Origin of the sequence: Mariniradius saccharolyticus AK6 (genome assembly GCF_000330725.2) — a bacterium.
Lineage (GTDB): Bacteria > Bacteroidota > Bacteroidia > Cytophagales > Cyclobacteriaceae > Mariniradius > Mariniradius saccharolyticus.
Genome location: NZ_AMZY02000019.1, coordinates 104,906 through 128,587 on the forward strand (window position 1 = coordinate 104,906; position 23,682 = coordinate 128,587).

At 47.4% G+C, this 23,682-nt stretch carries 19 protein-coding genes; 7 read left to right on the forward strand and 12 right to left on the reverse strand.

Going from position 1 to position 23,682, the window contains the following annotated elements; all coding sequences use genetic code 11:
* Positions 1-48: 48 nt before the first annotated feature.
* The 6 genes from C943_RS18105 to rlmD all read right to left on the reverse strand — a co-directional run bounded on the left by C943_RS18105 (position 49) and on the right by rlmD (position 8,950).
* On the reverse strand, positions 49-1,569 hold the full coding sequence (locus C943_RS18105) for a SusD/RagB family nutrient-binding outer membrane lipoprotein (protein WP_008630781.1): 1,521 nt from the start codon (positions 1,567-1,569) through the stop codon (positions 49-51).
* Between the two features lie 11 nt (positions 1,570-1,580).
* On the reverse strand, positions 1,581-5,042 hold the full coding sequence (locus tag C943_RS18110; protein ID WP_008630784.1) for a SusC/RagA family TonB-linked outer membrane protein: 3,462 nt from the start codon (positions 5,040-5,042) through the stop codon (positions 1,581-1,583).
* Positions 5,043-5,152: 110 nt separating this feature from the next.
* Positions 5,153-6,211 carry a FecR family protein gene (locus C943_RS18115; RefSeq protein ID WP_008630786.1) on the reverse strand — a complete coding sequence of 353 codons (1,059 nt, stop codon included), beginning with the start codon at positions 6,209-6,211 and terminating at the stop codon, positions 5,153-5,155.
* A gap of 117 nt (positions 6,212-6,328) precedes the next feature.
* Positions 6,329-6,931 carry an RNA polymerase sigma factor gene (locus C943_RS18125; RefSeq protein ID WP_008630787.1) on the reverse strand — a complete coding sequence of 201 codons (603 nt, stop codon included), beginning with the start codon at positions 6,929-6,931 and terminating at the stop codon, positions 6,329-6,331.
* A 238-nt stretch (positions 6,932-7,169) separates the two neighbouring features.
* Positions 7,170-7,547: a hypothetical protein gene (locus C943_RS18130; protein ID WP_008630788.1), complete on the reverse strand. Its 378-nt coding sequence runs from the start codon at positions 7,545-7,547 to the stop codon at positions 7,170-7,172.
* Positions 7,544-8,950 (reverse strand): 23S rRNA (uracil(1939)-C(5))-methyltransferase RlmD, encoded by a 1,407-nt coding sequence (gene rlmD, locus C943_RS18135; RefSeq protein ID WP_040481259.1) that lies wholly within the window; start codon positions 8,948-8,950, stop codon positions 7,544-7,546. The genes C943_RS18130 and rlmD overlap by 4 nt, the downstream gene beginning before the upstream one ends.
* Before the next feature lie 233 nt (positions 8,951-9,183).
* On the opposite strand from rlmD, the gene C943_RS18140 reads away from it, so the two are divergent.
* The 5 genes from C943_RS18140 to C943_RS18160 all read left to right on the forward strand — a co-directional run bounded on the left by C943_RS18140 (position 9,184) and on the right by C943_RS18160 (position 17,235).
* Positions 9,184-9,996 (forward strand): SDR family oxidoreductase, encoded by an 813-nt coding sequence (locus tag C943_RS18140; RefSeq protein WP_008630790.1) that lies wholly within the window; start codon positions 9,184-9,186, stop codon positions 9,994-9,996.
* 9 nt (positions 9,997-10,005) lie between these two features.
* Positions 10,006-13,947, forward strand: a complete 3,942-nt coding sequence (locus C943_RS18145) for an AAA domain-containing protein (protein ID WP_008630791.1) — start codon at positions 10,006-10,008, stop codon at positions 13,945-13,947.
* A gap of 207 nt (positions 13,948-14,154) precedes the next feature.
* On the forward strand, positions 14,155-15,504 hold the full coding sequence (locus C943_RS18150) for an alanine/glycine:cation symporter family protein (protein ID WP_008630795.1): 1,350 nt from the start codon (positions 14,155-14,157) through the stop codon (positions 15,502-15,504).
* Positions 15,497-16,606 carry a glycerate kinase family protein gene (locus tag C943_RS18155; protein WP_008630797.1) on the forward strand — a complete coding sequence of 370 codons (1,110 nt, stop codon included), beginning with the start codon at positions 15,497-15,499 and terminating at the stop codon, positions 16,604-16,606. Before C943_RS18150 ends, C943_RS18155 begins: the two co-directional genes overlap by 8 nt.
* 89 nt (positions 16,607-16,695) lie before the next feature.
* Entirely contained in the window at positions 16,696-17,235 is a 540-nt protein-coding gene (locus tag C943_RS18160) for an outer membrane beta-barrel protein (RefSeq protein WP_008630798.1), read from the forward strand.
* Between the two features lie 35 nt (positions 17,236-17,270).
* Here C943_RS18160 and C943_RS18165 read toward each other — a convergent pair whose 3' ends face one another.
* Genes C943_RS18165 through C943_RS18175 form a run of 3 tightly spaced genes read right to left on the reverse strand, consistent with a single transcriptional unit; the run spans position 17,271 to position 19,502 of the window.
* Positions 17,271-17,660: a DUF302 domain-containing protein gene (locus C943_RS18165; protein WP_008630799.1), complete on the reverse strand. Its 390-nt coding sequence runs from the start codon at positions 17,658-17,660 to the stop codon at positions 17,271-17,273.
* A 60-nt stretch (positions 17,661-17,720) separates the two neighbouring features.
* On the reverse strand, positions 17,721-18,242 hold the full coding sequence (locus tag C943_RS18170) for a lipocalin family protein (protein ID WP_008630800.1): 522 nt from the start codon (positions 18,240-18,242) through the stop codon (positions 17,721-17,723).
* A 60-nt stretch (positions 18,243-18,302) separates the two neighbouring features.
* Positions 18,303-19,502 (reverse strand): exo-beta-N-acetylmuramidase NamZ family protein, encoded by a 1,200-nt coding sequence (locus C943_RS18175; RefSeq protein WP_008630801.1) that lies wholly within the window; start codon positions 19,500-19,502, stop codon positions 18,303-18,305.
* 40 nt (positions 19,503-19,542) lie between these two features.
* Between C943_RS18175 and C943_RS18180 the strand changes: the two genes are divergently transcribed.
* Entirely contained in the window at positions 19,543-20,760 is a 1,218-nt protein-coding gene (locus C943_RS18180) for an ABC transporter permease (protein WP_040481261.1), read from the forward strand.
* Here the strand turns inward: C943_RS18180 and C943_RS18185 are convergent.
* Positions 20,738-21,490, reverse strand: coding sequence for a polyprenol monophosphomannose synthase (locus tag C943_RS18185; RefSeq protein ID WP_008630803.1), 753 nt, complete (start codon positions 21,488-21,490; stop codon positions 20,738-20,740). The two genes, C943_RS18180 and C943_RS18185, sit on opposite strands and share 23 nt — an antisense overlap.
* Before the next feature lie 91 nt (positions 21,491-21,581).
* On the opposite strand from C943_RS18185, the gene C943_RS18190 reads away from it, so the two are divergent.
* Entirely contained in the window at positions 21,582-22,469 is an 888-nt protein-coding gene (locus C943_RS18190; protein WP_008630805.1) for an ATP-grasp domain-containing protein, read from the forward strand.
* Between the two features lie 34 nt (positions 22,470-22,503).
* Here C943_RS18190 and C943_RS18195 read toward each other — a convergent pair whose 3' ends face one another.
* Together C943_RS18195 and C943_RS18200 are read right to left on the reverse strand one after the other, a co-directional pair.
* Complete coding sequence (locus tag C943_RS18195; protein ID WP_008630807.1) at positions 22,504-23,274, reverse strand: YdcF family protein; 771 nt, start codon at positions 23,272-23,274, stop codon at positions 22,504-22,506.
* A gap of 91 nt (positions 23,275-23,365) precedes the next feature.
* The gene (locus C943_RS18200) at positions 23,366-23,623 is read right to left on the reverse strand and encodes a hypothetical protein (protein ID WP_008630808.1); all 258 of its coding nucleotides are present in this window, start codon (positions 23,621-23,623) and stop codon (positions 23,366-23,368) included.
* Between the last annotated feature and the right edge of the window lie 59 nt (positions 23,624-23,682).

Sequence of the window (23,682 nt, forward strand, 5' to 3'; positions counted from 1 at the left end):
GTAAAAAGCGGGCTCAGGTCATGTCCTGAACCCGCTTTTTGGAGAGGCTTATTTGTTCCACCAGACTTTGGTCCCGAGGTCATCTGGACCTTGCGTTGAAATTGCTGCCTGTACATTTTCCGAGTTCACCGAAATCTCGGAATTTGGATAAGTAAGACGGTTGATAAAGAGCACTTCACGTCCCGGGAACGGATTGGGATCAAGAGTTGGGAATCCAGTCCTTCTGAAGTTGGCAAATGCTTCCGGGCCATTCATGAATGAGGAAATCCAGTATTGCTCGTGAATCTGACGGATAGCGGTCGCGGCGTTGAACGGATTTGCGGCAAGATAGGCGTCAATGCTAGATACCGGAATGGACATGGCGGGATCATAAGATGCCATTTGAAGCATGTGCGCCCGTACGCCTTGATTGAAATATTCCTCAACAGTTCCCGTGGTGATCCAACCCAGTTGTCGTGCTTCAGCAAGCAACAATAGCGTCTGTGATGCAGTCACGATGAAGTTTGGAGAGGTTAATTTCACCATTCTTCTCCTATCCACTTGGCTGAAGTCATAAAAACTAGCCAAGCCTAGGTCCGCAGCAGCCTGTACAGCACCGGTGTTATCGTTACCCATAGGCATGCCGATTTGGAGTGCCGGATCGTAGGTTTGCCTGTCTACAGTTTGGGTAGGTCCAGAAGTAGCGCCCACGTATCTCACTGCAATGGCACTTAGCCTCGGATCGTTGGTATTCTTGAGGAAATTGACAAAAGGCTCAGTCAAATAAAAGTTGGCAGCTTCTGTTGCGTTGAGCGTGTTTCCGATTGGGTTGGTGTAGTTGGCATCATGCCTGATGGTGGCATTGTCGATGTTTAAAGTGATGACACCGCCGGCAAATGCCTTCGTGACTGCTTGTTGGGCTAGGGTCGGATTGGCTTTGCTTATTCTCATTCCAGCCCTGAGTAAAAGGGAGTAACCAAGTTTTCTCCATTTTTCTACGTCACCACCATACAATACGTCGGCAGTTTCTCTTCGTCCAGAGGCATTCAAAGCGGCAGATGCTTCATCCAGTTCCTTGATAATATCAGCATAAATGAGGTCCTGCGCATCATATTTTGGAAAGAATATCTGTTGGCTAAAGCCTACACCTGCTTCTGAATAGGGGATGGAGCCGTATGTGTCAGTCAATACCATAAATGCATACGCCTGAATGATCCTGGTCATCTGAACCAGGTTATTCCTGGTGGGGTCAGCTTTGAGCCTCACCAAAGCATCTTTGGTGTTTTTGATGACGTTCCGGTAGTACTGCTGCCAGTTGGACTGGGTGGATGCCCTATTGTCCTGATTGAAGTTTGCACCGGTGAGTACACCGGAGTTGGGGGAAATGACGTGTTGTACCGCCCCGACTTCATATACAAGAATACCGAAGGAGGAAGGCGCAGCAGAAATTATTGCCTGATTGACCTGGAACATCGGATCAATCGCCGTTGCGTTTACCTTGTTGGTATTGAGGTCATCGAAATTTTGATCGCATGAGGTGCTAAATCCTAGAACCAGCACTATCAACAAATATTTGAATATCGATTTCATGATTTTCCTATTTAGAATTTAACATTGAGGTTGAAACCTATCCCTCTTGTGGTTGGCAAGCCTGTTGCTTCCATACCGACAAGGTTGTCTGAGGTAAATCCAAAAGACTCAGGATCAATGTTGTCCACCCATTTTTTCAACATCAAGACATTGTTGGCCACTAGGTTCAACCTGACGGCAGAAATTGGCCAATTTTCAGGAATGAACTTTGTGAAGTCATATCCCGCAGTCACCTGTCTCAATTTCCAGAATCCTGCATCATAAACTATCGGCTCGACAAGGCCCTGTGACCTTACGATTTCCCAATAGGGCTGAACAGGCGCAACGACTGTATTGGGTTCACCCGCTTGATTGACACCTTCGCCAACGACGCCACCTTCACGGCCTTCCAAGGTCATTTTGTGCAATCCATGTCTCACGGCATTGAAGTTGGTGCCGGAAATCATTACACCTCCAAGTCTGAAATCAATGAGGAATGAAAAGCTGAATTGCTTGTAGTTGAACGAGTTTGTGAAACCACCGATCCATCTTGGTAGGGCGCTTCCAAATTCAACCATGTCAAGCGTTCTCAAAGGAAGTCCATTGGCCCCAAAAATCACGCGACCTTGGTCGTCTCTTCTGTAACCAAATCCAGTCACCTGGCCCATTTCTTTACCTACGACCTGTCTGAGTTCGCCGTTGAAGACGTGGTTACCTACGGTGATTCTTTCACCCGGAGTGTCTGTCAGCAGGCTAAGTACCAGGGTTTTATTATATGCGACGTTGAAGGAGGATTCCCATGTGAAATCACCTTTCTCGATCGGCACACCGGTGATCAATGCTTCCACACCTCTGTTGCGGCTACTTCCGCTGTTGATAGAGGTATTGATAAAGCCTGATGCATCGGAGATTTGCGCACTTACAATTTGGTCGTTGGTGATCTTATTGTAGGCTGCCAAGTCTACCGCCAATCGGCCTTGAAAGAGCTTCGCGTCAATACCTATTTCCGATTCTGCCACCCTCATTGGTCTGAGGTTCGGGTTAGGAAGGGTACTTCCGATTGGTTGTCCCACTGGCTGGCCGTTGAAAAGGTTGGCATTGATACCATAGAAGAGCACGTTGGAATATGGAGCGACATCTGAATCGCTACCTACTTCTGCATATGCCAACCTAAGCTTTCCGAAATTGAACCAAGAGTTGGTTCCGGTATTTTCTGTGAACACCCAGCTCGCTGACACGGATGGGTAAAGGATACTTCTGTTTTCAGGAGAAAGAGTGGAGAACCAGTCATTTCTAACAGTACCGTTGACAAACAGGTATTTTTTGTAGGATACTTCAGCAAAAGCGAAAAGAGAATTTACGCCCCGTTCGACGAAGTCATAAATCGGGTCTTTGGCGCGTCCGTTTTGTACGGTGTAGAGGTCTCTAATCACGAAATCGGTCACCTGTGTGCTTTGAAGTTCGGACGTCCTTTTCATGTAGTTGCCACCAACGTTTGCATCTACCGCCCAGTCTCCAAATTCTTTGTTGGCAGACAAAATGACGTCAGCATTCACTTCCCTGAACGTTCTTGCTTCTTGGGTCATAAGACCGTTGACAAATCCGGCGGGGGCTGGAGCACGGGAAGCCTGACCTGTTGGGAAGTTGTTCACCTTTTGTGTCCTTGACCAGTAGTCTTGGCCGACGCGTCCCTGAATGGAAAGCCAATCTGTGAAGCGGTAGATTGCGGTTAGGTTTCCAAATACCCTGTCACGCTTGATCTCGTTGAACTGACGGGCTAAGGTAAAATAGGGGTTGGTTCGGTTCCGGAACCTTGAGTAGACTGCTTCGTTGCCGTTTGCGTCAAAAGCATTGTCCCGCAACACGTCAAACGGCATGGAATTGGCCATGTTGTAGATCGCGGTGGGAATAGAGTTGTCCTGATCCGCTACGTTTGGCGGATTGTTGTTTCTCTCGATTGAATAGTTAATATTTCCACTAAATGTTAATTTTTTATGGAAGTCATGAGTGAACCCGAAGTTAAAGGTCTTTCTATTGTAGGTATTGTTTGGTACGATACCCTTGCTGTTAAGGTCGGCGAAAGAAAAACTCATGCCGCCCTTATCGTTGCTGGTTTGGAGCATGATTGTGTTGGTCGTGTTTTGACCATTTCTGAAAAAAGTACTGATTCTGTCTCTAACCGGAACATAAGGTACTGTTACTCCGTCAAACAACACCTGTGTCATTCCAGGTTGGAACTTTTCTCCAAAAGACCACTGTCCAGATGTAGGGTTGGGCGTGGTAGGTCTCACGCCATTTTCACCTTGTCCGTATTCGTATTGGTAATCGGTAAAGTCCAGCGGCTGCTCGATTGTGTGGTTGATATTATAGGTGACTCCGATTCCCTTTGCAGTTCCTTTGTTTTTGGTGTTGATCATGATGACACCGTCTTTTGCCCTCGAGCCATAGAGGGCAGATGCTGCGGCACCTTTCAGCACGGTCATGCTTTCAATGTCATCTGGGTTGATACTGCTGAGACCATCGCCACCGTCGGACGTGACACCACCGCCGCCTCTTTGGCCAAATGAATTATCAGCTCCGAGGTTGCCTGGTCTAGAACCAAAGTTGGTATTGTCGATCGGAATACCGTTGACAACGATCAGTGGGTTATTCTGGCCTCCTATAGAAGACTGCCCCCTAATACGTACTTTGGAAGTTCCCGCAGGACCTGTTCCGAGTGAAGTGATATTTACCCCGGCTACTTTACCTTGCAAGGCATTGATGAAGTTTGGAGTCCGGTTGATGGTGACATCATCAGAGCCCACATTGGTAGCTGAGTAACCGATGCTTCTAGAAGACTTTTGGATACCCAAAGCGGCGATAACCACTTCCTCAAGCGCTCTGGTTTCTTCCTGCATCACGACGTCAACCACCGTTCTGTTTCCGATCGCCACATTTTGGGATGCGAAACCTATGTAGGAAAACACCAAGGTCGAGCCCTCAGGAACTTTGATTTTGTACTTACCATCGATGTCGGTCACGGTCCCAAGCGTGGTGCCAAGGACGGAAATCGCTACACCAGGCAAAGTCTCACCTGCCGCGTTTTTCACAGTTCCGCTGACTTCAACATCCGCGCGATCGACACTGATATCGATCTTCTTTTCACCCATATCAGGCGAAAGCGCCTTGACGCTAATTACGTTGTTTACTTGTTTGAAATGCAGGCTTTTTTTGCTTGCAATGTCCAAAAGGACATCCGCTACCGATCCACTTGTAGTGGAAAGTGCGAGGTTTGCATTGTCCCTGATGGATTTTTCGGTGTAAAAAAAGCTGTAATCTGTCTTTTCCTCGATGGCATTAAGGATCGTCTCCAGTTTTCCTTCTTTGATGTTGAGTTCGATGTAGACTTCATCAATGCTCTTTATCTGGACCAAATCGCCGTGTGCAAAGGTTGCACCGCATACAATCGTCATCAGCAGGGTTCCTAGTAAGGAGCCTCGCAGGACCATTTTCATTTTTTTTGGTAATGTTTGTAACATGTTCAGATTGGGTTATTGTCAAACTATTAGTGTTCGAAGCCGGCCTGACCGTGGGCTGGTAGGTCGCTTTGTTGTGGTTTGTTCCGTTAGGAAGGTTTCTCTTGATGTTTCATAGGCTTGTTTGGATTAAAGTCCAGCATTACATTTTTCGCATTTATTTCATAAGTAAAGTCAACGGAATAGCTCAATGCCTCGAGGACGTTGCTCAGGTACTCGTTGGGGCCAAATGTCCCCGAACACCGATAAGTGGGCAGATTTGTCCTTGTAGGTACATCAAACTGGATTCCGTACCATCGCTCAAGTTCTGTCAAGACTTCGTTGAAAGGGACTTTTTCGAAGTGCAGAATGCCGTCCTGCCAGCTAAGGGCTCCTTTCAAATCAACTTTTGATTTCAAGATTTCGGAGGTTTTTGGATCGAATCGAACGCCCTCCCCTGGGTCCATTACGATTGCGGGTGTCAATGGCAGATTGTCCTCGACTTTTACTTTTCCTGTAGCTAGGGTCACCTGTACCGGTGCTTCGGCACCATAGGCTTTGATGTTGAAGCTTGTGCCTAGCGCGGTCGTAGTCAGGTCGTGGCTGACCACTGAAAAAGGATGTGCAGCATCTTTCACCACTTCAAAGAATGCTTCGCCTTCCAATTCAATCACCCTGTTGGTGCTGAAATCCTGTCCGTATTTGATCCTGCTGTCGGCGTTCAAGGTTACCCGCGAGCCATCAGGTAACACGACGAGTTTCCTTTGTCCGGGCGCTGTCTCCTTTATGGAAGGGGCAATTGGTTCGACATGAGCAATCGGGGGTTCTGATGGAGTCGGGTTTAACGAGAAAAATGCAAATCCAAAGGCAGTAAGCAGGACAAGAGATGCCGCTACTCCAAACCACACTATGAATAGTTTTTGCTTTTGGGGATGAAGAGTTGGATTGATCGTATCTGGATCAACAAAACCACGGGTTTTGTTTAGGTTCTTTCTTTTTGGAGTTTGTATGTCGACTACTTGATTTTCTTCCTTCCAAACTTCTTCGATCATGGAACCCATTTGAGCCTCACCCTCGGCAGAGTTGATCCAATCCATCATGAATTTGGCATCTTCTCTGGAAAGTTTCCTTTCAAAAAACTTTCTTATATCCCTTTGGCTGTATTTCATGGATTCCTGTTTCTATTATATAGCCACAGGTGGTTTGAATTACTTAGATCAGGATCAAAAAAAAATCGATTTTTTTTCTAATGATGGCGTTTCAAGGGGTATTTATTGCTTAATGCATTAGAAAATTTGGAAGAAGGTCACTATTACAATAGACTTGATTGTGAGGATATGTTCGCTGAGGAGCTTTTCCTTTAACCGTTTGGTTGCGGCATAAATATGGCTTTCCACCGTTCGTTTCGAAATCCCCAACCGGCTGGCGATGTCAACTGCACGCATATCCTCTGCGGTTTTCATCATAAAAACCTCTTTCTGGGCTTTGGGAAGTTTTTGGATTAAGGAAAACGAGAACTGCTCCATTTCGGAAAATTCCAGTTCATTCTCCGTTTCGCGCGTCTCCTCCTGGAACATTTTGAGCGAATATTTTTCGTAGGCTACTTTCCGCGCTTTTGCCTGTGCTTTTTTGATCATCATAGATTTGAGGATCGTAAGCAGGTAGGCATTGAAAGACAAATCAGCTTTGAGTTGGGCGCGGTTTTTCCAAATCACCAAAAAAACCTCTTGCTGCAATTCCTCGGCATCCTCTTGGGCAAGGCCCATTTTCTTTGCTGTATTGAGGATTTTAGGGGCAAAAAAATCAAATAACAAGCTGAATGACCTTTCGCATCCTTCGCTGAGTTGCAGCACGAGAGTAGAGATGTCTGATGGCTTGATTGGATTCATTGTATAGGTTTGATTTTGTGATTTCGTGAACCAAAACCAATGTTGGCAAAGAGCCGATACATTGAAATTTTCTTTGGCCGCAAAAGCAAACCTTAATATATGCATCTTTTATTCAGATTGCAATCGTTTGCAATCGATTATATTTTTCTCTTTTTGTAAGTGAATCAATATGGCTTACCAGCGGAAAAGAAAAAAGGTGGACTCCTGATCCACCTTGGTATTGATGAAGTTTAAATTTTTAATCCTCAGGATAGGGAATGTACACGAAACTGGTAAAAACCCCATCCATTACAAATAGGCAACAAAACTCATCTGGGTTTTTGTAGGCCTTTTGGAAATCCTCTAAAAGCTCATCCGCGATGAGCTTCCGCTGTACAAACTCATCCACGTAGGTGATGTAATAGTTCCAATCGAGGTTTTTGTCCTCTTTTCCCAAAAGCAATTGCCCTATGGGCTGGATTTCTTTTGAAATCGGGAAGATTGGGAAATCGGAAAATTTCCTGCTGCGTACTTGGTAGGAAGCTTCCTTCAGTATATCGGAAATCTTCACAAAATCCTTGGTAATGGTACCGAGGTACTTCCCGCTCAGTTCGGGATCGTTGAAATCTGAAATCATGGTTTGAGTCTTAGGCGTACAACGTTTTCGACATGATAGGTCTGTGGAAACATGTCCACGGGCTGTATTTTTTCCACTTGGTATTTTTCTGCGAGCAAGGCAATATCCCGGGCCTGGGTCGCCGGGTTGCAGCTTACGTACACGATGACCGGGGCAGCAAGTTGGAGTAGCATCTTGACGACGTCTTCGTGCATGCCGGCCCTTGGCGGATCGGTAATGACCACATGGGGTTTGGGGTGCTTGGAAGCGAATGCGGGTGTCAGGATATCCTTCATATCGCCCGCATAGAAGCGTGTATTATAAATATTGTTGATGTTGGAATTGAGCTTGGCGTCTTCGATGGCCGCTTCGACGTATTCGATGCCGATGACCTCTTTCGCTTGCTTGGCGACGAAGTTTGCAATCGTGCCCGTTCCTGTGTAAAGGTCGTACACAACTTCCTCGCCTGTCAGGCCCGCATATTCCCTTGCCACTTTGTACAGTTCATAAGCTTGCAGCGAGTTGGTCTGGTAAAAAGACTTAGGCCCGATCCTGAATTTCAGTCCTTCCATTTCTTCTTCGATGTAATCCTTCCCGGCATAGGTGACGATCTCTTGGTCGTGGAACGTCTCGTTTTTTTTGAGATTGATGATATAAAGGAGTGAGGTGAGGCTTGGGAATTTTTCATGCAGAAATGCCATCACCTTCTCGATGCCCTCCGGATCATCCTCCCCAAACTGCACAATCACCATGCTTTCCCCCGTGCTGGTCGTGCGGATAATCAGGTTGCGCAAAAGGCCGACTTGGTTTCGCAAGTCATAAAAGCTCAAGCCTTCATTTAGGGCAAACTCCTTGAGGCTGTTTCTTACTTCATTTGACGGTTCGCTTTGCAGATAGCAGTGCTCGATGTCGATGATTTTGTCAAACATCTTGGGGATGTGAAAGCCAAGGGCATTCCTTTCAAACTCCTTTCCCGAGTTGATTTCCTCTCGCGTAAGCCATCGGCTATTGGAGAAAGTGAAGTCGAGCTTGTTGCGGTAGTATTGGGTTTGTGCCGAGCCGATGATGGGATTTACTTCGGGTATGGGCACTTTTCCGATCCTAGTAAACTGGTCCACGACCTGCTGGCGCTTGTAGTCCATTTGGAGATCGTAGTGGATGTGCTGCCATTTGCAGCCGCCACAGATGCCGAAGTGACCGCAAAATGGCTCTACACGGTCTTTGGAATATTCATGGAAATGAATCGCCTCGCCTTCCATAAAGGAGCTTTTGCCACGGTTGATGCGCACATCCACGAGGTCGCCAGGAGCCGCGTTTTGTACAAAGACCACCTTGCCTTCGTGATGGGCCACGCATTTTCCTTCCGCCGCTATCCGCTCGATCCTCAGGTTGTGGATCACCTTGTTTTTCATCTTTCTCGACATGGCCGCAAAAATAGGTAAAAAGGGGGAATGGGGATGCCTATTTGGGAGGTAAGGTGTAGGTTTTGAATGATGCAGATGGTCGTGAATATTTTTCCCACCTAAAAATGAAGATGTCTGACTCCCACAATCAAATCGACGATCATTTGGCTTTTACCATTATGAGGCGTAAATCCTCAAATTTTCACCCTTTCTTTCCCCCTCAACTTCTATCTTTACCTGCAAACTTGCATTTCATGAAATTCAAAAATAAAGTCGTCCTTATCACCGGCGCCACTTCGGGCATCGGGGAAGCCTGCGCTTTTGCCTTTGGCAAAGAGGGTGCGAAGATCCTCATTACCGGCCGTAACCAAGCCAAATTGGATGATTCGCTCCTCAAACTCCAACAAGCAGGGATCGACGCGGTCGGCATTTTGGCGGACGCAGGTTCGGAGGAAGACAACAAGAGAATGGCCGAAGCGGCAATCAAGCATTTTGGAAAAATCGATATCCTGATCAACAATGCGGGTATTTCCATGCGGGCCCTCTTTGAGGACCTGGATTTGGATGTGTTTCGCAAGGTCATGGACACCAACTTCTGGGGAACGGTTTATGCAACCAAATTCTGCCTTCCCGAGATCATCAAAAACAAGGGCTCCATTATCGGCATTTCCTCCATTAATGGCTATCGCGGTACGCCCGCCCGAACAGCTTACACAGCAAGCAAATACGCCATGAACGGTTTCTTCGAATCCCTCCGCACCGAGGTGATGAAGCGTGGGGTGCACCTCTTGGTGGTCGCACCGGGATTTACAGCTTCGAATATCCGCAACAGCGCCCTCACCGCCGACGGGTCGGTCCAGGGAGAATCCCCGCGCGATGAGCAGAAAATGATGACTTCCGAGGAAGTGGCCGACGCGATAGTCACGGCAACCCTCAAGCGCAAACGTGACCTGGTTCTTACCCGACAAGGCAAACTCGCCGTTTTCCTCAACAAATGGATGCCAGGAATCATGGATGGCATCGCGTACAACCACATGGCCAAGGAAAAGGATTCGCCTTTCAAGTAACCTGCAACAATGCTCAAAGATACCCTTCAGCTTTACCTCAATCGTTTGGTGGATCTTTCCAGCCGCAACAGGTCCCTTTACCTGCCGCGATTGGTTCCCAGTCAAATGATCGACCTGAAGGATTTTGATTTTCTCAACCAGCATCCCGCCTATCAATACATCGAATCCTTGATCGGGCGCAAAAAGGAAATCCAGCTCTTGCCTTTTTCCGACCCGAGGGACAAAAATGTCAATACCCTTTCCCAACGACTCAAACGTTTGTCGCACTTGGCCCAAATGGCAGAGGCCGAAACGGGCGAGAGAAGCCTTTACATAGCATGGCCATTTATCGAGGGCAAAACGTTGGAGGGCCAAGTAATCCGCTGCCCACTGATGTTCTTTCCGGTAAGCTTGGCATTGGAGGGGAATCATTGGATTCTGAAAAAAGACCTTGGCGATGCGCCCTTTTTGAATCCTGCATTCCTCTTGGTCTATGCACAGGCTTATGGAAAGGAGATGGGTTTCATCGGGGAGGACAATCCCCTGGAGGGTTTTTCAAATGATCCCCTGCTTTTCAAAAATGAGCTCTACGAATTGGTCAAGGAGCATTTCAGCCTACAATTCGGTACGGACCTGTATGAGGAGAAGGTTTTGCCTTTCCCCGACAGTGCCAAATCACTGGACGAAGACAGGCTCCAAATAGGCAAGCTCCAATTGAAGCCTTATGCGGTTCTCGGCCAGTTTTCCCAGAAAACTAGCTTTTTGATCGATGATTATCGGGAATTGCTTGCAGGAGAGGAGGGTGCCGATTTGGAGGAGTTGTTCCACAGGTATTTTTCTGCGGAGGAGGAAAAAAACACCCCCGTCCGCGAAGACCAACTTTACACCGTGTTCCCTTTGGATGCCAGTCAGGAGGAAGTGGTGCGCGCAGTTCGGGAAGGCAGGTCCTGTGTCGTGGAGGGGCCGCCGGGTACCGGCAAGTCGCAATTGATCAGCAACCTCGCGGTCGATTATATATCGAGAGGGAAAAAAGTTTTGATCGTTTCCCAGAAGCGGGCCGCTTTGGATGTGGTTTACAAACGCCTGGATGAAATCGGATTTGGGCCTTTTTTGGCCTTGGTGCATGATTTTCGTGCCGATCGGAAGGATTTGTACAAAAAGATCCACAACCAAATCCTAGCCGTCGATACCTACAAGGAAATGAATATCGGTATTGACGCCATCCAACTGGAGCGGGAGTTTTCGCGGCTTTCCCGTTTGGTGGAGGGGCATTCGGAATACTTCGCCTCACTCAAAAAAGCACTCTTCAATACCGAGGAATGCGGCGTACCGATCAAGGAACTCTATTTGGGTTCCAAGCGGGATGAGGAGTTCTTCGACATGACGCACCACTACCGGAAGTTTCCGGCCGAGAAGGCCGGTGAATTTGTCCGCAACCTCAGCCAATACCAATACTATTTCAGAAAATTCCAATCCACCGATTCTTTTTGGCTGCACAGGGTAGATTTCGGGGCTTTTTCTCCCTCGGTTTCCAATCGCATCAAAGAAGTAATCCGGGAGATAGCGGCTTTGAAATCTGCTTTTGAGGCCGACTTTGCCCATTTGGAGTCCTTTGACTTGTCGTTTTTGTTTTCATTTTTCGAGCAAAAGGAAACGTTAGTCAAGCTCACCAAACTCGCTAAAGACAAGGAAATCTGGGAGGTGTTTTGGAACCTGCGGGAACTTGTAAAGGACCAGGTGGATCGGGCATGGTTGGAAGAGCATCTTGAGAAAATCTTCCTGTTGTTTGACGAAAACGGGATCGAATGGTACAGCAAGGACAATGAAGCTGACGAGCTCTTGCAGCAGACCTTGCTTTTCAGGGAAAAGAAAAGAGGCTGGCGAAAGCTTTTGCCGGATTTGTTTGGGCGAAAGCGCTTCCACGAGGTGTACCGCCTGCTAATGGAAAATGACCTCGACAGCAACCGCTCAGGCATCGATCTGCTGATCAAAAGGCTGGAAAACAGGCTGAACCTCAACCACTACTACACGATTTTGGCTGAGAAGCCTTGGTTGGACTTGCCAGCAAAACCATTCAGCGCCGATCAGTTCCAGCATTTTTCCCACCTCTACCGCCGGGCTATCGGGGGAAAGGAACTGATATGGAGTTTTGGTACTCTGGCTAAGTTCTTGTACGAAAAAACGAATTCTTCCACCCAACTTCTTGAGCGGATTGGGATGCTCTTGCGGCATATTGAGGAATTTGAGCAAAAGATCCCCTATTGGTCATTGTACCTCAGCAAGGTGCAGATCCAGCATTTGGTTTCACATTCCGACAATGCCTTTTTCGAGTTTGTCTTGGAGGATATCGGGCAGAGTTTCGATGACTTGGTTGCCTTTGATCGCCTCAGGGCGACTTTGAGCGAGACCGAGATCGAGTTGATGGACCGATTGCTGAAAACGTATCCCGGGCAGGACTTTGAAGCGATTCGGGGCAAGTTTATGGCAGGTCTCAAACTGGCTTGGATTGGCCACATCGAGGCAAAATACCCCGTACTGCAGGAAACGAGTGGTCCCAAGCCCTTGCAGTTCCAAGAGGAATTTATGGAGTCGGTCGAATCCAAATGGCAGCTTTCGCGCTACATCGCCGAGATTAGGTTGCGGGAAAATACCTACAAAAACTTGGAGTACAACCGCCTCGGCAATCGGGTCACGTACCGTGATTTGGCCCATCAGGTCAGCAAGCAGAAGCGCATTTGGAGCATTCGGCATCTGGTGGAGCATTTTGAGAAGGAGATTTTCAGGTTGATTCCCTGTTGGTTGGCTTCCCCCGAGACCGTTTCAGCACTTTTTCCACTAAATCAATCTTTTGATTTGGTGATTTTTGACGAATCATCCCAATGCTATGTCGAGCGGGGCCTACCTGCCATGCTGCGTGGAAAGCAGGTCGTGGTGGCGGGCGATACGCATCAATTACGACCCTATGACCTTTACCAAGTGCGGTTGGAGACGGAAGATGAGGGCATCGAATCCGAAACGGAATCGCTCTTGGAACTCTGTTCGGCCTATTTTCAGAAATATTGGCTGCAAGGACACTACCGCAGTCGGCACTTGGGATTGATTCATTTTTCCAATGAGCACTTTTATGAAAACAAACTCCAAATGCTGCCAACACGGGAGTCTGTCAATGCCAAGGAAATCCCTTTCGAATGGATCAAGGTCGATGGGATTTGGGAAAAGCAAACCAATAAGGTCGAAGCGCATGAGGTTTTGCATCGGGTGAAGACAAGTCAAAAGCAGCACCCGGACGATACGATTGGCGTGATCACCTTCAATTATTTCCAGATGGAATTTATCCACGAACTCCTGCTTCAAGACGGCACTGTGGATATCGATAGGATCGCCGTGAAAAACATCGAGAATGTACAAGGGGATGAGTTTGATCGGGTGATTTTCTGCATCGGCTACGCCAAAAACAAGAAAGGTAAGTTGATTGCCAATTTTGGGACGCTATCCAAAAAGGGTGGCCTCAACCGCCTCAATGTGGCGATCACGAGGGCAAGGAAAAAAATAAGCGTGGTGACGAGTCTGCTGCCAACGGACTTTTCGACCGATCAAATCAAAAATCCGGCAATTGCCTTGCTGAAAAATTACCTCCAATACGTCCGCAGTGTCCATGATGGGGCCGAAATCGTGATCCAAGAAGATGCTTCTTACCGGTTTAAATCCACTTGGTCCTTGGCGGAGGACTTGTTGGGCAGTTACGAAGGATTCGATTTGGCCAAGTTTCCCGCTTCGAAGTGGATGGACCTTGCCGTGCGGATCGACGGCCAATGGGAAAAGGCCCTACTTACCGACGATCGCAGACTCCACGATTCTTATGGCCCCAAGGAGGCCTTTGTCTACCAACCGCTGCAGCTGCGGGAAAAAGGCTGGCCTTATCAGTTCTATTTCAGCAGGCAATTTTGGGTTGGGAAAGGCGTGGAGGAGTAGGGGATTGGAGGTTTAAAGGTTGCTAGGTTCGAAGGATTTTGAATTGGATTTGAGGATTGGAAAATTGTAAGATTTTTCAATTTGAATGGTGAGGTTTATTGAGTCTTAGAAAGTGTCTTTACTTTCTTTCTAGGTGCCGGTGCAAAGGGTGCCATTTGCCTTTTCCAAAAAATGCCCTTAATATGCCTATTCATTTTAAAGAAGAAAATGGGAGATTTTATCATTCAATTCAGCAATTGGATATGGGATACGCCGATGCTTGTCCTGCTGATGGGCGGAGGGTTTATACTGTTTGTGTATTCCGGTTTTGTGCCGTTTAGGTATTTTGGGCATGCACTCAAGGTCGTCAGTGGTAAGTACGACGACCAAAACCTCCCCGGGCAGATTTCTTCCCGACAGGCCTTGTCTGCAGCCATTGCGGCGACGGTGGGTCTCGGAAACATCTCCGGTGTTGCTATTGCCATCAACATGGGCGGGCCGGGGGCAGTGTTTTGGATGTGGATATCCGCATTCGTCGGGATGGCCACCAAGTATTTTACCTGTAGCCTCGCGATCATGTACCGGGGCAAAGACAGCGCGGGCGTAGTCCAAGGCGGCCCGATGTATGTGATAGAGCACGGAATGGGCAAGAAGTGGAAGCCTTTGGCTATACTATTCTGCGTCGCAGGAGTCCTTGGTTTGTTGGCGATTTTCCAGGCAAATCAGTTGACGGAGGTGACGCGGACCGTATTGCTCAAACCGTATGGATTGGATGCAGGGGATACCACCAAGTGGATCCTCGGTATCGGTATGATGCTGGCAGTGGCAGTCGTGATTTTGGGTGGTATTCAAAGGATTGCTGTGGTTGCCTCCAAGTTGGTTCCATTCATGGTGGTGGTGTATTTTGCTACCGTCTTGATCATCATGTTGAAGTTTTATGACAAGATTCCAGCGGTTTTTTGGCAGATTTTGGAAGATGCATTTACAGGAAATGCTGTCATGGGAGGCGCTGTTGGTGCTGTGATGGTGATCGGGGCGAGGCGTGCGGCCTTTTCCAATGAAGCGGGAATCGGTACCGCACCCATGGTGCATGGCGCGTCCAAAAACAATGAGCCCGTCCGGGAAGGAATGATCGCGATGTTGGGTCCCTTTATCGACACGGTCGTCGTTTGTTCCTTGACTGCATTTGTGATACTGATTACGGGCGTTTGGGAGTCCACGGAAAACGACGGGGTGACATTGACTTTGGCTGCGTTTGAAATGGGCTTACCAGGAATTGGCAAATATCTGTTGATGCTTTCGGTACTGACATTTGCGTTGTCCACCATGTTCACCTATTCGTACTACGGGCACAAATGCTTCAACTATCTTTTCGGCGCCGACAAGGCCAACTATTACAATTACTTCTACTTGGTCACGATTGTGTTTGGTGCGGTGGTATCATTGAACGTCGTGGTAAGTTTCATTGATGCGATGTATGCCATCATGGCGATTCCGACGATGATTTCGACGCTTTACCTCGCTCCTAGGGTGAAGGCTGCTACGAAGGATTACTTCAAGCGCTTTGGCAATGGCTAGCCGCCAAAAGTTTCTGATTGCCCCCAATGCCTTCAAAGGTACGATCGCAGCGGACCGTGCGGCGGATTTGATCGCGGATGCAATTTTGGGGAAAACACCCAATGCGATCATCGACAAACTGCCGATTGCCGATGGGGGAGATGGCACTTGTTTTCTGCTGGGAAAAGCGCTGGGATTGCAGCAAGTGGATTGTATGGCTTTGGATGCTTTGGGAAGGCCTGTCCATGGATACTATTTTTTGGACCCGAAAAATCTAACAACCTACTTGGACGTTTCGACAGTCTCAGGTATCAGGCACCTCAAGCCTGAAGAACGCAATCCGCGGGTGGCGAGTACTTTTGGAACAGGGGAACTTATCGTGGATGCCATAAAAAACGGCGCAGTCCATATTGTCCTGGGCTTGGGTGGTTCGGCCTCGGTAGATTTGGGAACGGGGATACTGAGGGCTTTGGGATTTCTTTTTCTGGATCAAAAAGGCAGGGAAATCCCGGTATTCTCGGATGGCTTTTTCTCGAAAATCAAACATGTGCAAGCACCGATCCAAAAAAATCCAATTCGGTTTACCTGTCTTTGTGATGTGCAGAATACCTTTTTTGGCCCGCTAGGTGCTGTACCCGTATTTGGGCCTCAGAAAGGCCTTTCCATTGCCGATATTCCTGCTTTTGAGTCGGAGTTGGCGAGGATCGTGGAAATGCTGATCAGGAAATCAGGAAAGGCTTTTACCGACCAAGCGGGTTTCGGCGCTGCGGGAGGAATTGCGCTTGGCTTGTCTTTGTTCTTTCCGGTTGAAATGCAAATGGGAGCCAAGTGGTTTTTTGAGAAAACGAATTTGGAAGAAAAGTTGGTAGATGCCGATTGGGTAATCACTGGAGAAGGCAAATATGACGGCCAGTCGGAAGGCGGGAAGGGCTGCTACGAGTTGCTTCAACTGGCCAAAAAACACCAAAAGAAAATCGCCCTGATCACCTCCGGGTCGGAAATTCCCGGTTCGGGGTTTGACAAATGGATTCGCCTTCCTGACTTGGATATGAAAGCTGGAAATCTGGTCGAAATGGCCGAAGAGGAACTGGAAAGGGCTGTCGAATTAACTCTGTGGGACTAAGTGAAAATACTTGGATTACTGACTTTTATCATGCTTTTCTGGCTGTGAATTGTTTACCTTTTCTCTGTCAAAAAAAACGAAAACTATCTATGAAAAAGCTCATTCTTCTACTTGTTTTACTAGTGCCTGTCTCCTTCCTTTTTGCCCAACAAAGCCGGGTTCAATTTGGTGGTGGGTACGTATTTGCAAACATCGAGGACGCCAACAGCAACGGTTCTGGCTGGAGAATCAATGGTAATTATGAGTATCAGCCAGCTGGCGGCTGGGTGGCGTATGGCGTAACCGCGAGCTACGTCAGTATCGTGGCCAATAACAACGGCAATGAGTACACGGTGAATACGGTTCCGATTTACTTTACGCCGAGATTTTTCTTTGGAGAGGGAAACTTCAAACCCTATCTGAAAGGCGTACTTGGATTCCAGTTTTCCGATATCAAAAGGGAAGGTACCTTGGCCACGTTTACCGGAAAGGACTCAGGGTTGAACTTTGGTGCCGGCGCGGGCCTGCAGTACAACACCAGTGGCAACCTGTTTCTCAACCTGGATTACGAATTGATGTACGTAATGAACGGATTCTACCGCGATGGACTACTCAACTCGGTCAATCTAGGTATTGGATTCAACTTCTAACCAAAAAAGCCGGGAAAATCTCCCGGCTTCAATTTTTAAAGACTACCTATCACTCGTTTCAGTTTTTCATAGATATCCCGCGCGAAGGGTTCCACTTCGGGAATTCCAATCCCGCCCATGGCCGCAATCGGATCAACTGCCGCGACTTCGACGTTTCCATCTTCCAGGGTACGCACCGTGACATTGCAAGGTAGAAAGGCGCTGATGTGTGGATCGATACCGAGCACTTTGTCGGCATAGTTTGGATTGCATGCTCCGAGAATCACAAAGGGACGGTATTCTTTGCCCAATTTGTTTTTCATTGTAGCTTGGATATCAATCTCCGTTAGGACTCCAAATCCTTCGGATTTCAGGTTTTCGACGGTTTTCTCCTTGGCCTTTTCGAAAGGTATTCCTCTGAGCGTTTTGTTGATTACAAATGCCATGGTTTAGCTGTTTTTTCGCTGAATATCCGTTTCTCAGAGGCTTCAAATCTGTAACCATTGTTACTTTGTGAACCGGACGGTCACATCGACCTGGACCTTTTCGGGAATCCCATCCTCTGTGATGTCATCGTTATCAACTTCGGAGAACTTGATTACCAAGCGGGTTTGGTTCAGTTCCAAGACTTCCACTTCATCTGTGATGCCTCCCGAAGTCAATTTCAAAATGGTCTTCGCAGCATTCAGCTCATAAGTGCCGGAGTCCTGTACGGTCCCGTTTTCCTTTACTTCGTATTTGCCGTCGTTTGTAAAAGTGATTGTTGAGTTATTGAGCGGAAGCTCGCTTTCAATGCTTCCTTTCAAGAATGCCTCGAGTACTGCTGCTTCACTCGGCGTATAATCCAAATCGTCGATCAGAAAATCCAGGAGCGGCTTGTCGTTTATTTTGATGTCAAAATCCAAACTGTTGAAATTCCAAGTAGCAACGATCTCCGGAATTCCAGGTTCTTCATCATCGTTGCAGGCGGTGGTCAGCAATAATCCCAAGAGTAGCGTTGCCAGCCAAAGGTGTCTTTTGAGTAACATAAGAGAAAAGGTTTAAAGTGGAAAAATTTGAACAAGGGCAAAACAAAGCCCTGACTCCTTTTACGGATAAAGGAGGTATTTCGATCTCAAAATGTTATACAATTCCAATTCTTTTTTCCAGCTTTCCCTGATTTCTGATTCGGACTTCCCTGCTAGGATATCTTTGCGGAGTTGGTCGGAACCGGCCAGTTTGTCAAAGAAGGTGTTGAAGAACTTCTCTTTTTTTCCAGAAATCCTGTATGCTTCCAGCAGGTATTCTAGAGTAAAACGATGGTCAAGGGAAGTATTGCGCAGGTCCCTGCCGTAACATTTTTTGTCCTGTTGGGGTGGGGTTTTGGACATGCCAGGAATGCTTACCGGGGTGAAGGTGAATTCACCAAACTTCGGATCAGGGTAGCCATATACTTGGAATGGATAGTAGGTGCCTCTTCCCGAGGAAACGTCCGTCCCCTCAAAATAGCAAAGGGAAGGATACAATCTGATTGCGACGTCATTGGGTAGATTTGGCGAAGGTTTGATGGGGAGGCTGTAATGCATGGAATGGTTCCAGTTTTTGACGGGAATCACTTGGATGTCCGCTTTGGCTTTTCCCTTGAGCCAACCTTCACCATTGATCATTTTGGCCAATTCACCGACGGTCAGACCGTGGACTACCGGAATCGGGTGCATGCCCACGAAGCTTTCGTATCCAGGTTTCAAAACAGGTCCGTCCACATAATCTCCGTTCGGATTAGGTCGATCAAAGATCAGCAGTGGTTTTTTGTTGTCAGCACAGCTTTCCATCACGTAGTGCATGGTGCTGATATAGGTATAAAACCTGATGCCCACATCCTGAAGATCGTAGATAAGGATATCGACATCCTTCAGGGTTTCCGCCGAGGGCTTTTTGTTATTGCCATAGAGGGAAACGATCGGCAAACCAGTTTGCTTGTCAATCTCGGAATTTACGACTTCGCCCGCATCTGCTTGCCCACGAAATCCATGCTCAGGAACAAAAACCTTGGCGATCGTGACGCCTTCTTTCATTAGGAAATCGACCAAATGCATATTGTCCCGACTGGTCAACACGGCGGTTTGGTTCACGATAAGGCCTACGCGTTTTCCTTTCAACAAGGGCAGGTAAAGCTCGGGTTGGTCGGCGGCGGTAAGGATGGGAGCTGCCGGTTCTCCAGACTCAGGAATGCCGATAGTGTTGGATTGAAATGATGTAGAAGCCTGCCACAAAATTGCCGCTAGGATGAGTATTTTCAAGGTGTTCATGATTACTTTGCAGATCGATTGACCTAAATAAAAGAATTCGTTGAATCTTTCCTATTTCATTGCCAAGAGAATCAGCTTTAAGGGGACAGGTGGCTTTACCGGCACCATCCATCGGATTGCGGTTGCTTCGGTGGCGATTGGGATCATCGTTTCGCTGATTTCCTTCATGATTTTGGGTGGATTCCAGCAAGAGATATCGAAGAAGGTTTTTTCATTTACCGGGCATTTTCAGGCACAAAAGTTTGTCGCTGGCAACGCCTTTGAGGAAAGTCCAATCTCTGTGAACGGTGACTTTTTCAAGAACTTCCCCAACAATCCTTTGGTCAAACATGTACAGGTCTATGCCCACAAACCCGGTTTGCTCAAAGGCGACGAGGAGGTCGAGGGGGTACTGATGAAAGGTGTGGGAAGGGATTTTGACACGCTGGGATTCAAAAATTCGATTGTTGAGGGCCGCTTCCCACAGTTTTCGGACACCGCCGCAAGCAATGAGGTGATCATCAGCCGAAAGATTGCTGACAAGTTGATCCTTTCGGTAGGGGACCGTATCACGATGTATTTTGTGCAGGAGCCGCCCCGCTATCGGAGGTTGGAGATTGTGGGCATTTATGAGACTTTCCTCGAAAACTTTGACGACAAGATCATCCTCGGCGATATTCAAATGATCCGAAATCTCAATGGCTGGAAGGAAGATCAGGTGGGTGGTTTCGAGATTTTTGTCCATGAACCTGGCAGATTGGACGCGATGGAAGAGGAATTGTATGACGCTTTGGATTATGACCTCAAGCTGATCAAGGTGACGGATAAGTACCTCGAGATATTTGACTGGCTCAAGTTGCTGAACAATAACGTTTATATTTTTCTGGGCTTGATTCTCTTCGTGGCGGCCTTCAACATGGTGTCGATCTTGTTTATCCTGATCATGGAGCGTACGCAGATGATTGGGATTTTGAAGGCCCTTGGATCGAGAAACAAGCAGATTAGGCAAATCTTTGTTTGGAACGGCGTTCGTATCATCGCCAAAGGATTGCTAATCGGAAATGCGATTGGAATTGCTTTCGGATTTATTCAGGATCGATGGAAGGTGATTCAGTTGGATCCGATGAGTTATTACATGGCCTTTGTGCCGATTGATTGGAATTGGCCGGTGTTTTTGCTGTTGAATCTGGCGGTGCTGCTCGTGACTTCGCTGGTGCTATTCATTCCTGCCATGTTGATTTCCAATATCCAGCCGATCAAATCGATTCGGTTTGACTGAGGGGGTATTTGCGAAACCAACTCCTGATTTTCATGTAAATCACACCAAAAACTGCCTCCCGAAAAATCCGCGTATTCATTTTGGATGTTCCTTTGGTACGGTCTGTAAAAATGATCGGAACCTCCTTGATTTTGAATCCAAGCTTCCAAGTCGTGAATTTCATCTCGATCTGGAACGCATAGCCGATGAAGCGGATTTTATCCAATTCCATCGTGGACAATACATGTGCCCGGTAGCATTTGAAACCCGCAGTCGCGTCCTTGATAGGCATTCCCGTGATAAACTGGACGTATTTGCTGGCGAAAAAGGACATCAAGACCCTACCCATCGGCCAGTTGACCACATTTACGCCGGTGATATAGCGTGAACCGATCGCAAGGTCAAAGCCCTCTTTGGCGCACGCTTCATGCAAGCGGATCAGGTCATTTGGATTGTGGGAAAAATCCGCATCCATTTCAAAAACGTATTGGTAACCGTTTTGAAGGGCATAATGGAAGCCTGTGATATAGGCAGTTCCCAAACCCAATTTTCCTGTTCGCTGGATCAAATGAATCCGCTCTGGAAACTCTGCCATGAGCTTTTTGACTTCGGCTGCGGTACCGTCGGGAGAGTTGTCATCGATGACCAAAAGTTCAAAATCCCCTGCCAATGCCATCACCGCCTGGGAAATATCCCGGATGTTTTCGATCTCATTGTAGGTTGGAATAATGACTAATTTCTCTTTCTTCATGGCTATGGGAGCCCAAAAATAGGATTAATCGCCCGTATTTTCCGAACCTGCAAAATAAAATGCTAACATTGCGGCCGAAAAGCCCCTGTCAATGTTGAAAGTTGCTGTCATTACCTACCATGCTCCTGAGGCCAATCATGGCGAAAATGTTGTGGACGAAGACAAACTCGTCGAAAGCGTCCTGCGCGAGTTGGGCGTAGAATTCAACTTCGAAGTTTGGTCCGACCAAAACGTCGATTGGAGCCAATACAGCCACCTTTTGATGAAGTCTCCCTGGGATTATTTCGATCGATATCCGGAGTTTTTGTCTTGGTGCAAGAGAATTCAAAGTCTTAGGATACCGGTTTTGAACGATATAGAGACGGTAATCTGGAACTCGGACAAAAGGTATCTGGCTGATGTTGAGGCAAAGGGTTTTCCCATTGTGCCCACCCATTTTCTTGCAATAGGTGAAGAAGTTGATTTGGAACCTGTCTTTGATCGTTTCCAAACCGATACGTTGGTCCTAAAACCCAGAGTCAGCGGGGGCGCGAAAAATACTTTGAAATTGGGCAAGGCAACGTGGGGACAGGAATCGGAAGAGATAAAGCGACTTGTTTGGGAGGAAGCGATGATGTTGCAGCCCTTCGTGCCGCAGATTGCCGAAGTGGGGGAGTATTCCTATATTTTTTTCAATGGCAAATTTTCCCACGCCGTACTCAAAAGCCCCCAGAAAGGCGAATTCCGGGTGCAGCATTTCTTCGGCGGGGAAATCCACCCTTGGCTGCCGGTCGGTTCTGAACTTTCCTATATCCAAAAGATCGCGGATGAATTTGCTGCGGACAAACTCTATGCACGGATTGACGGAGCGTGGGTTGGGGATACGTTTTGGATTATGGAACTTGAACTGATCGAGCCGTACCTGTTTTTGTTTACAAATCCCAATGCTCTAGGTAATTACAGAAACGCGATTGCGAAGAAACTGAATATGGGTTCCTAACTCCCAACCTTTCAATTTTCCAATTTTTAAATTCCTAAATATACCCCGCCACCTTATACATCGCAATGCCAATCCATTCCTTGAAAAGCTTGTGCCACATCAGCATCGCTTGGGGATCAGGAAATAAAAGCACGGGGATATTGAAGCGCAGGTCTTCTGCATAGTAGTCCACGGGGAAAATACTGGTCTGAAGGCCCACCTTGTCGAAGCAGGCTTTCGCCCGTGGCATATGCGAAGCTGAAGTAATCAAAAGATGTTTTTGTTGACTTGGATATCCCGAGGAATCGAGCAATTGCTTGCTGAAAAGCGCATTTTCACGGGTATTTTTTGCCAAAGGCTCAAGCAGGATTGAATCTTCAGGGACTTCCGCCAGAAGCAGGACATTCTTGAGCAGTTGGGCTTCGGGGGTATCTTGGCTTGGGTCGAGTCCCAGACCGCCTGTGATGAGGATTTTGTCGATTTTCCCCAAGCGATAGAGTTGGAGTGTATGCGTGACGCGGTCTGCACCCCTTGCGAAGAAAGTGCGTTTACCGGAAGACTTGTTGATATTGGTAACGCCAGTCAGGATGATGCCGACTTCGTGATGTTCAAGATCATTGAAATCCACCACTTCAGGTTCCCACCAGCGCATCACGGAATTTGCCAAAAATTGATTGGAAAAAAGATACAGCAACAGGATACCGAGGAGGATGCTTTTCCGCCCAAGTGGTTTTTTTCGCTTCCAATAGCCGAAGGCCAAGAACAACAAAACCAAAGTCAATGGCATCGCGAGGAAACTGAGGAACTGCGAAAGGTAGAAAAACATGGACAACAAAGATCTTTGCGCAAAAGTATGCCCGAAATGTCGAAAAACTCAAAACAAGGGTCCTAATTCAAGAAGAACGTCGGTTTGGCACTTAGAAATAGTAGAAGACGATCGCCAAAACAATCACTGCTGCAATGAAAACCCTTGTCCAAAAACTGAGCCGCTGGATATATTCCTTGCGCGCAAACCTGTGCGCCATCAACTCATCGTAGTTTGTGGAGTTGCGCAGTTCGGCTTCCGGTCCCGCAGGGAGAAAGGGATTATCCTTAAGCCGATTTCTTTTTTTCAGAAGATCAAGGTTGTTTTTGATCATCTGGTTCATGGCCGACATCGCTCCGAATCCGATCATAGCAGTACCGATAAAGCCAGCAAACAGACAAAAAGAAACAATCCGAGACCAAGAAAGAC

Coding starts and splice junctions, on each gene's coding strand:
- C943_RS18190 (WP_008630805.1), top strand. CDS start 21,582: ATGTTGAAAGTTGCTGTCATTACCTACCATGCTCCTGAGGCCAATCAT.
- C943_RS18175 (WP_008630801.1), bottom strand. CDS start 19,502: ATGAACACCTTGAAAATACTCATCCTAGCGGCAATTTTGTGGCAGGCT.
- rlmD (WP_040481259.1), bottom strand. CDS start 8,950: ATGTCGAGAAAGATGAAAAACAAGGTGATCCACAACCTGAGGATCGAG.
- C943_RS18200 (WP_008630808.1), bottom strand. CDS start 23,623: ATGATCGGATTCGGAGCGATGTCGGCCATGAACCAGATGATCAAAAAC.
- C943_RS18165 (WP_008630799.1), bottom strand. CDS start 17,660: ATGGCATTTGTAATCAACAAAACGCTCAGAGGAATACCTTTCGAAAAG.
- C943_RS18115 (WP_008630786.1), bottom strand. CDS start 6,211: ATGAAATACAGCCAAAGGGATATAAGAAAGTTTTTTGAAAGGAAACTT.
- C943_RS18105 (WP_008630781.1), bottom strand. CDS start 1,569: ATGAAATCGATATTCAAATATTTGTTGATAGTGCTGGTTCTAGGATTT.
- C943_RS18170 (WP_008630800.1), bottom strand. CDS start 18,242: ATGTTACTCAAAAGACACCTTTGGCTGGCAACGCTACTCTTGGGATTA.
- C943_RS18125 (WP_008630787.1), bottom strand. CDS start 6,931: ATGAATCCAATCAAGCCATCAGACATCTCTACTCTCGTGCTGCAACTC.
- C943_RS18110 (WP_008630784.1), bottom strand. CDS start 5,042: ATGAAAATGGTCCTGCGAGGCTCCTTACTAGGAACCCTGCTGATGACG.
- C943_RS18150 (WP_008630795.1), top strand. CDS start 14,155: ATGGGAGATTTTATCATTCAATTCAGCAATTGGATATGGGATACGCCG.
- C943_RS18195 (WP_008630807.1), bottom strand. CDS start 23,274: ATGTTTTTCTACCTTTCGCAGTTCCTCAGTTTCCTCGCGATGCCATTG.
- C943_RS18145 (WP_008630791.1), top strand. CDS start 10,006: ATGCTCAAAGATACCCTTCAGCTTTACCTCAATCGTTTGGTGGATCTT.
- C943_RS18185 (WP_008630803.1), bottom strand. CDS start 21,490: ATGAAGAAAGAGAAATTAGTCATTATTCCAACCTACAATGAGATCGAA.
- C943_RS18155 (WP_008630797.1), top strand. CDS start 15,497: ATGGCTAGCCGCCAAAAGTTTCTGATTGCCCCCAATGCCTTCAAAGGT.
- C943_RS18160 (WP_008630798.1), top strand. CDS start 16,696: ATGAAAAAGCTCATTCTTCTACTTGTTTTACTAGTGCCTGTCTCCTTC.
- C943_RS18130 (WP_008630788.1), bottom strand. CDS start 7,547: ATGATTTCAGATTTCAACGATCCCGAACTGAGCGGGAAGTACCTCGGT.
- C943_RS18140 (WP_008630790.1), top strand. CDS start 9,184: ATGAAATTCAAAAATAAAGTCGTCCTTATCACCGGCGCCACTTCGGGC.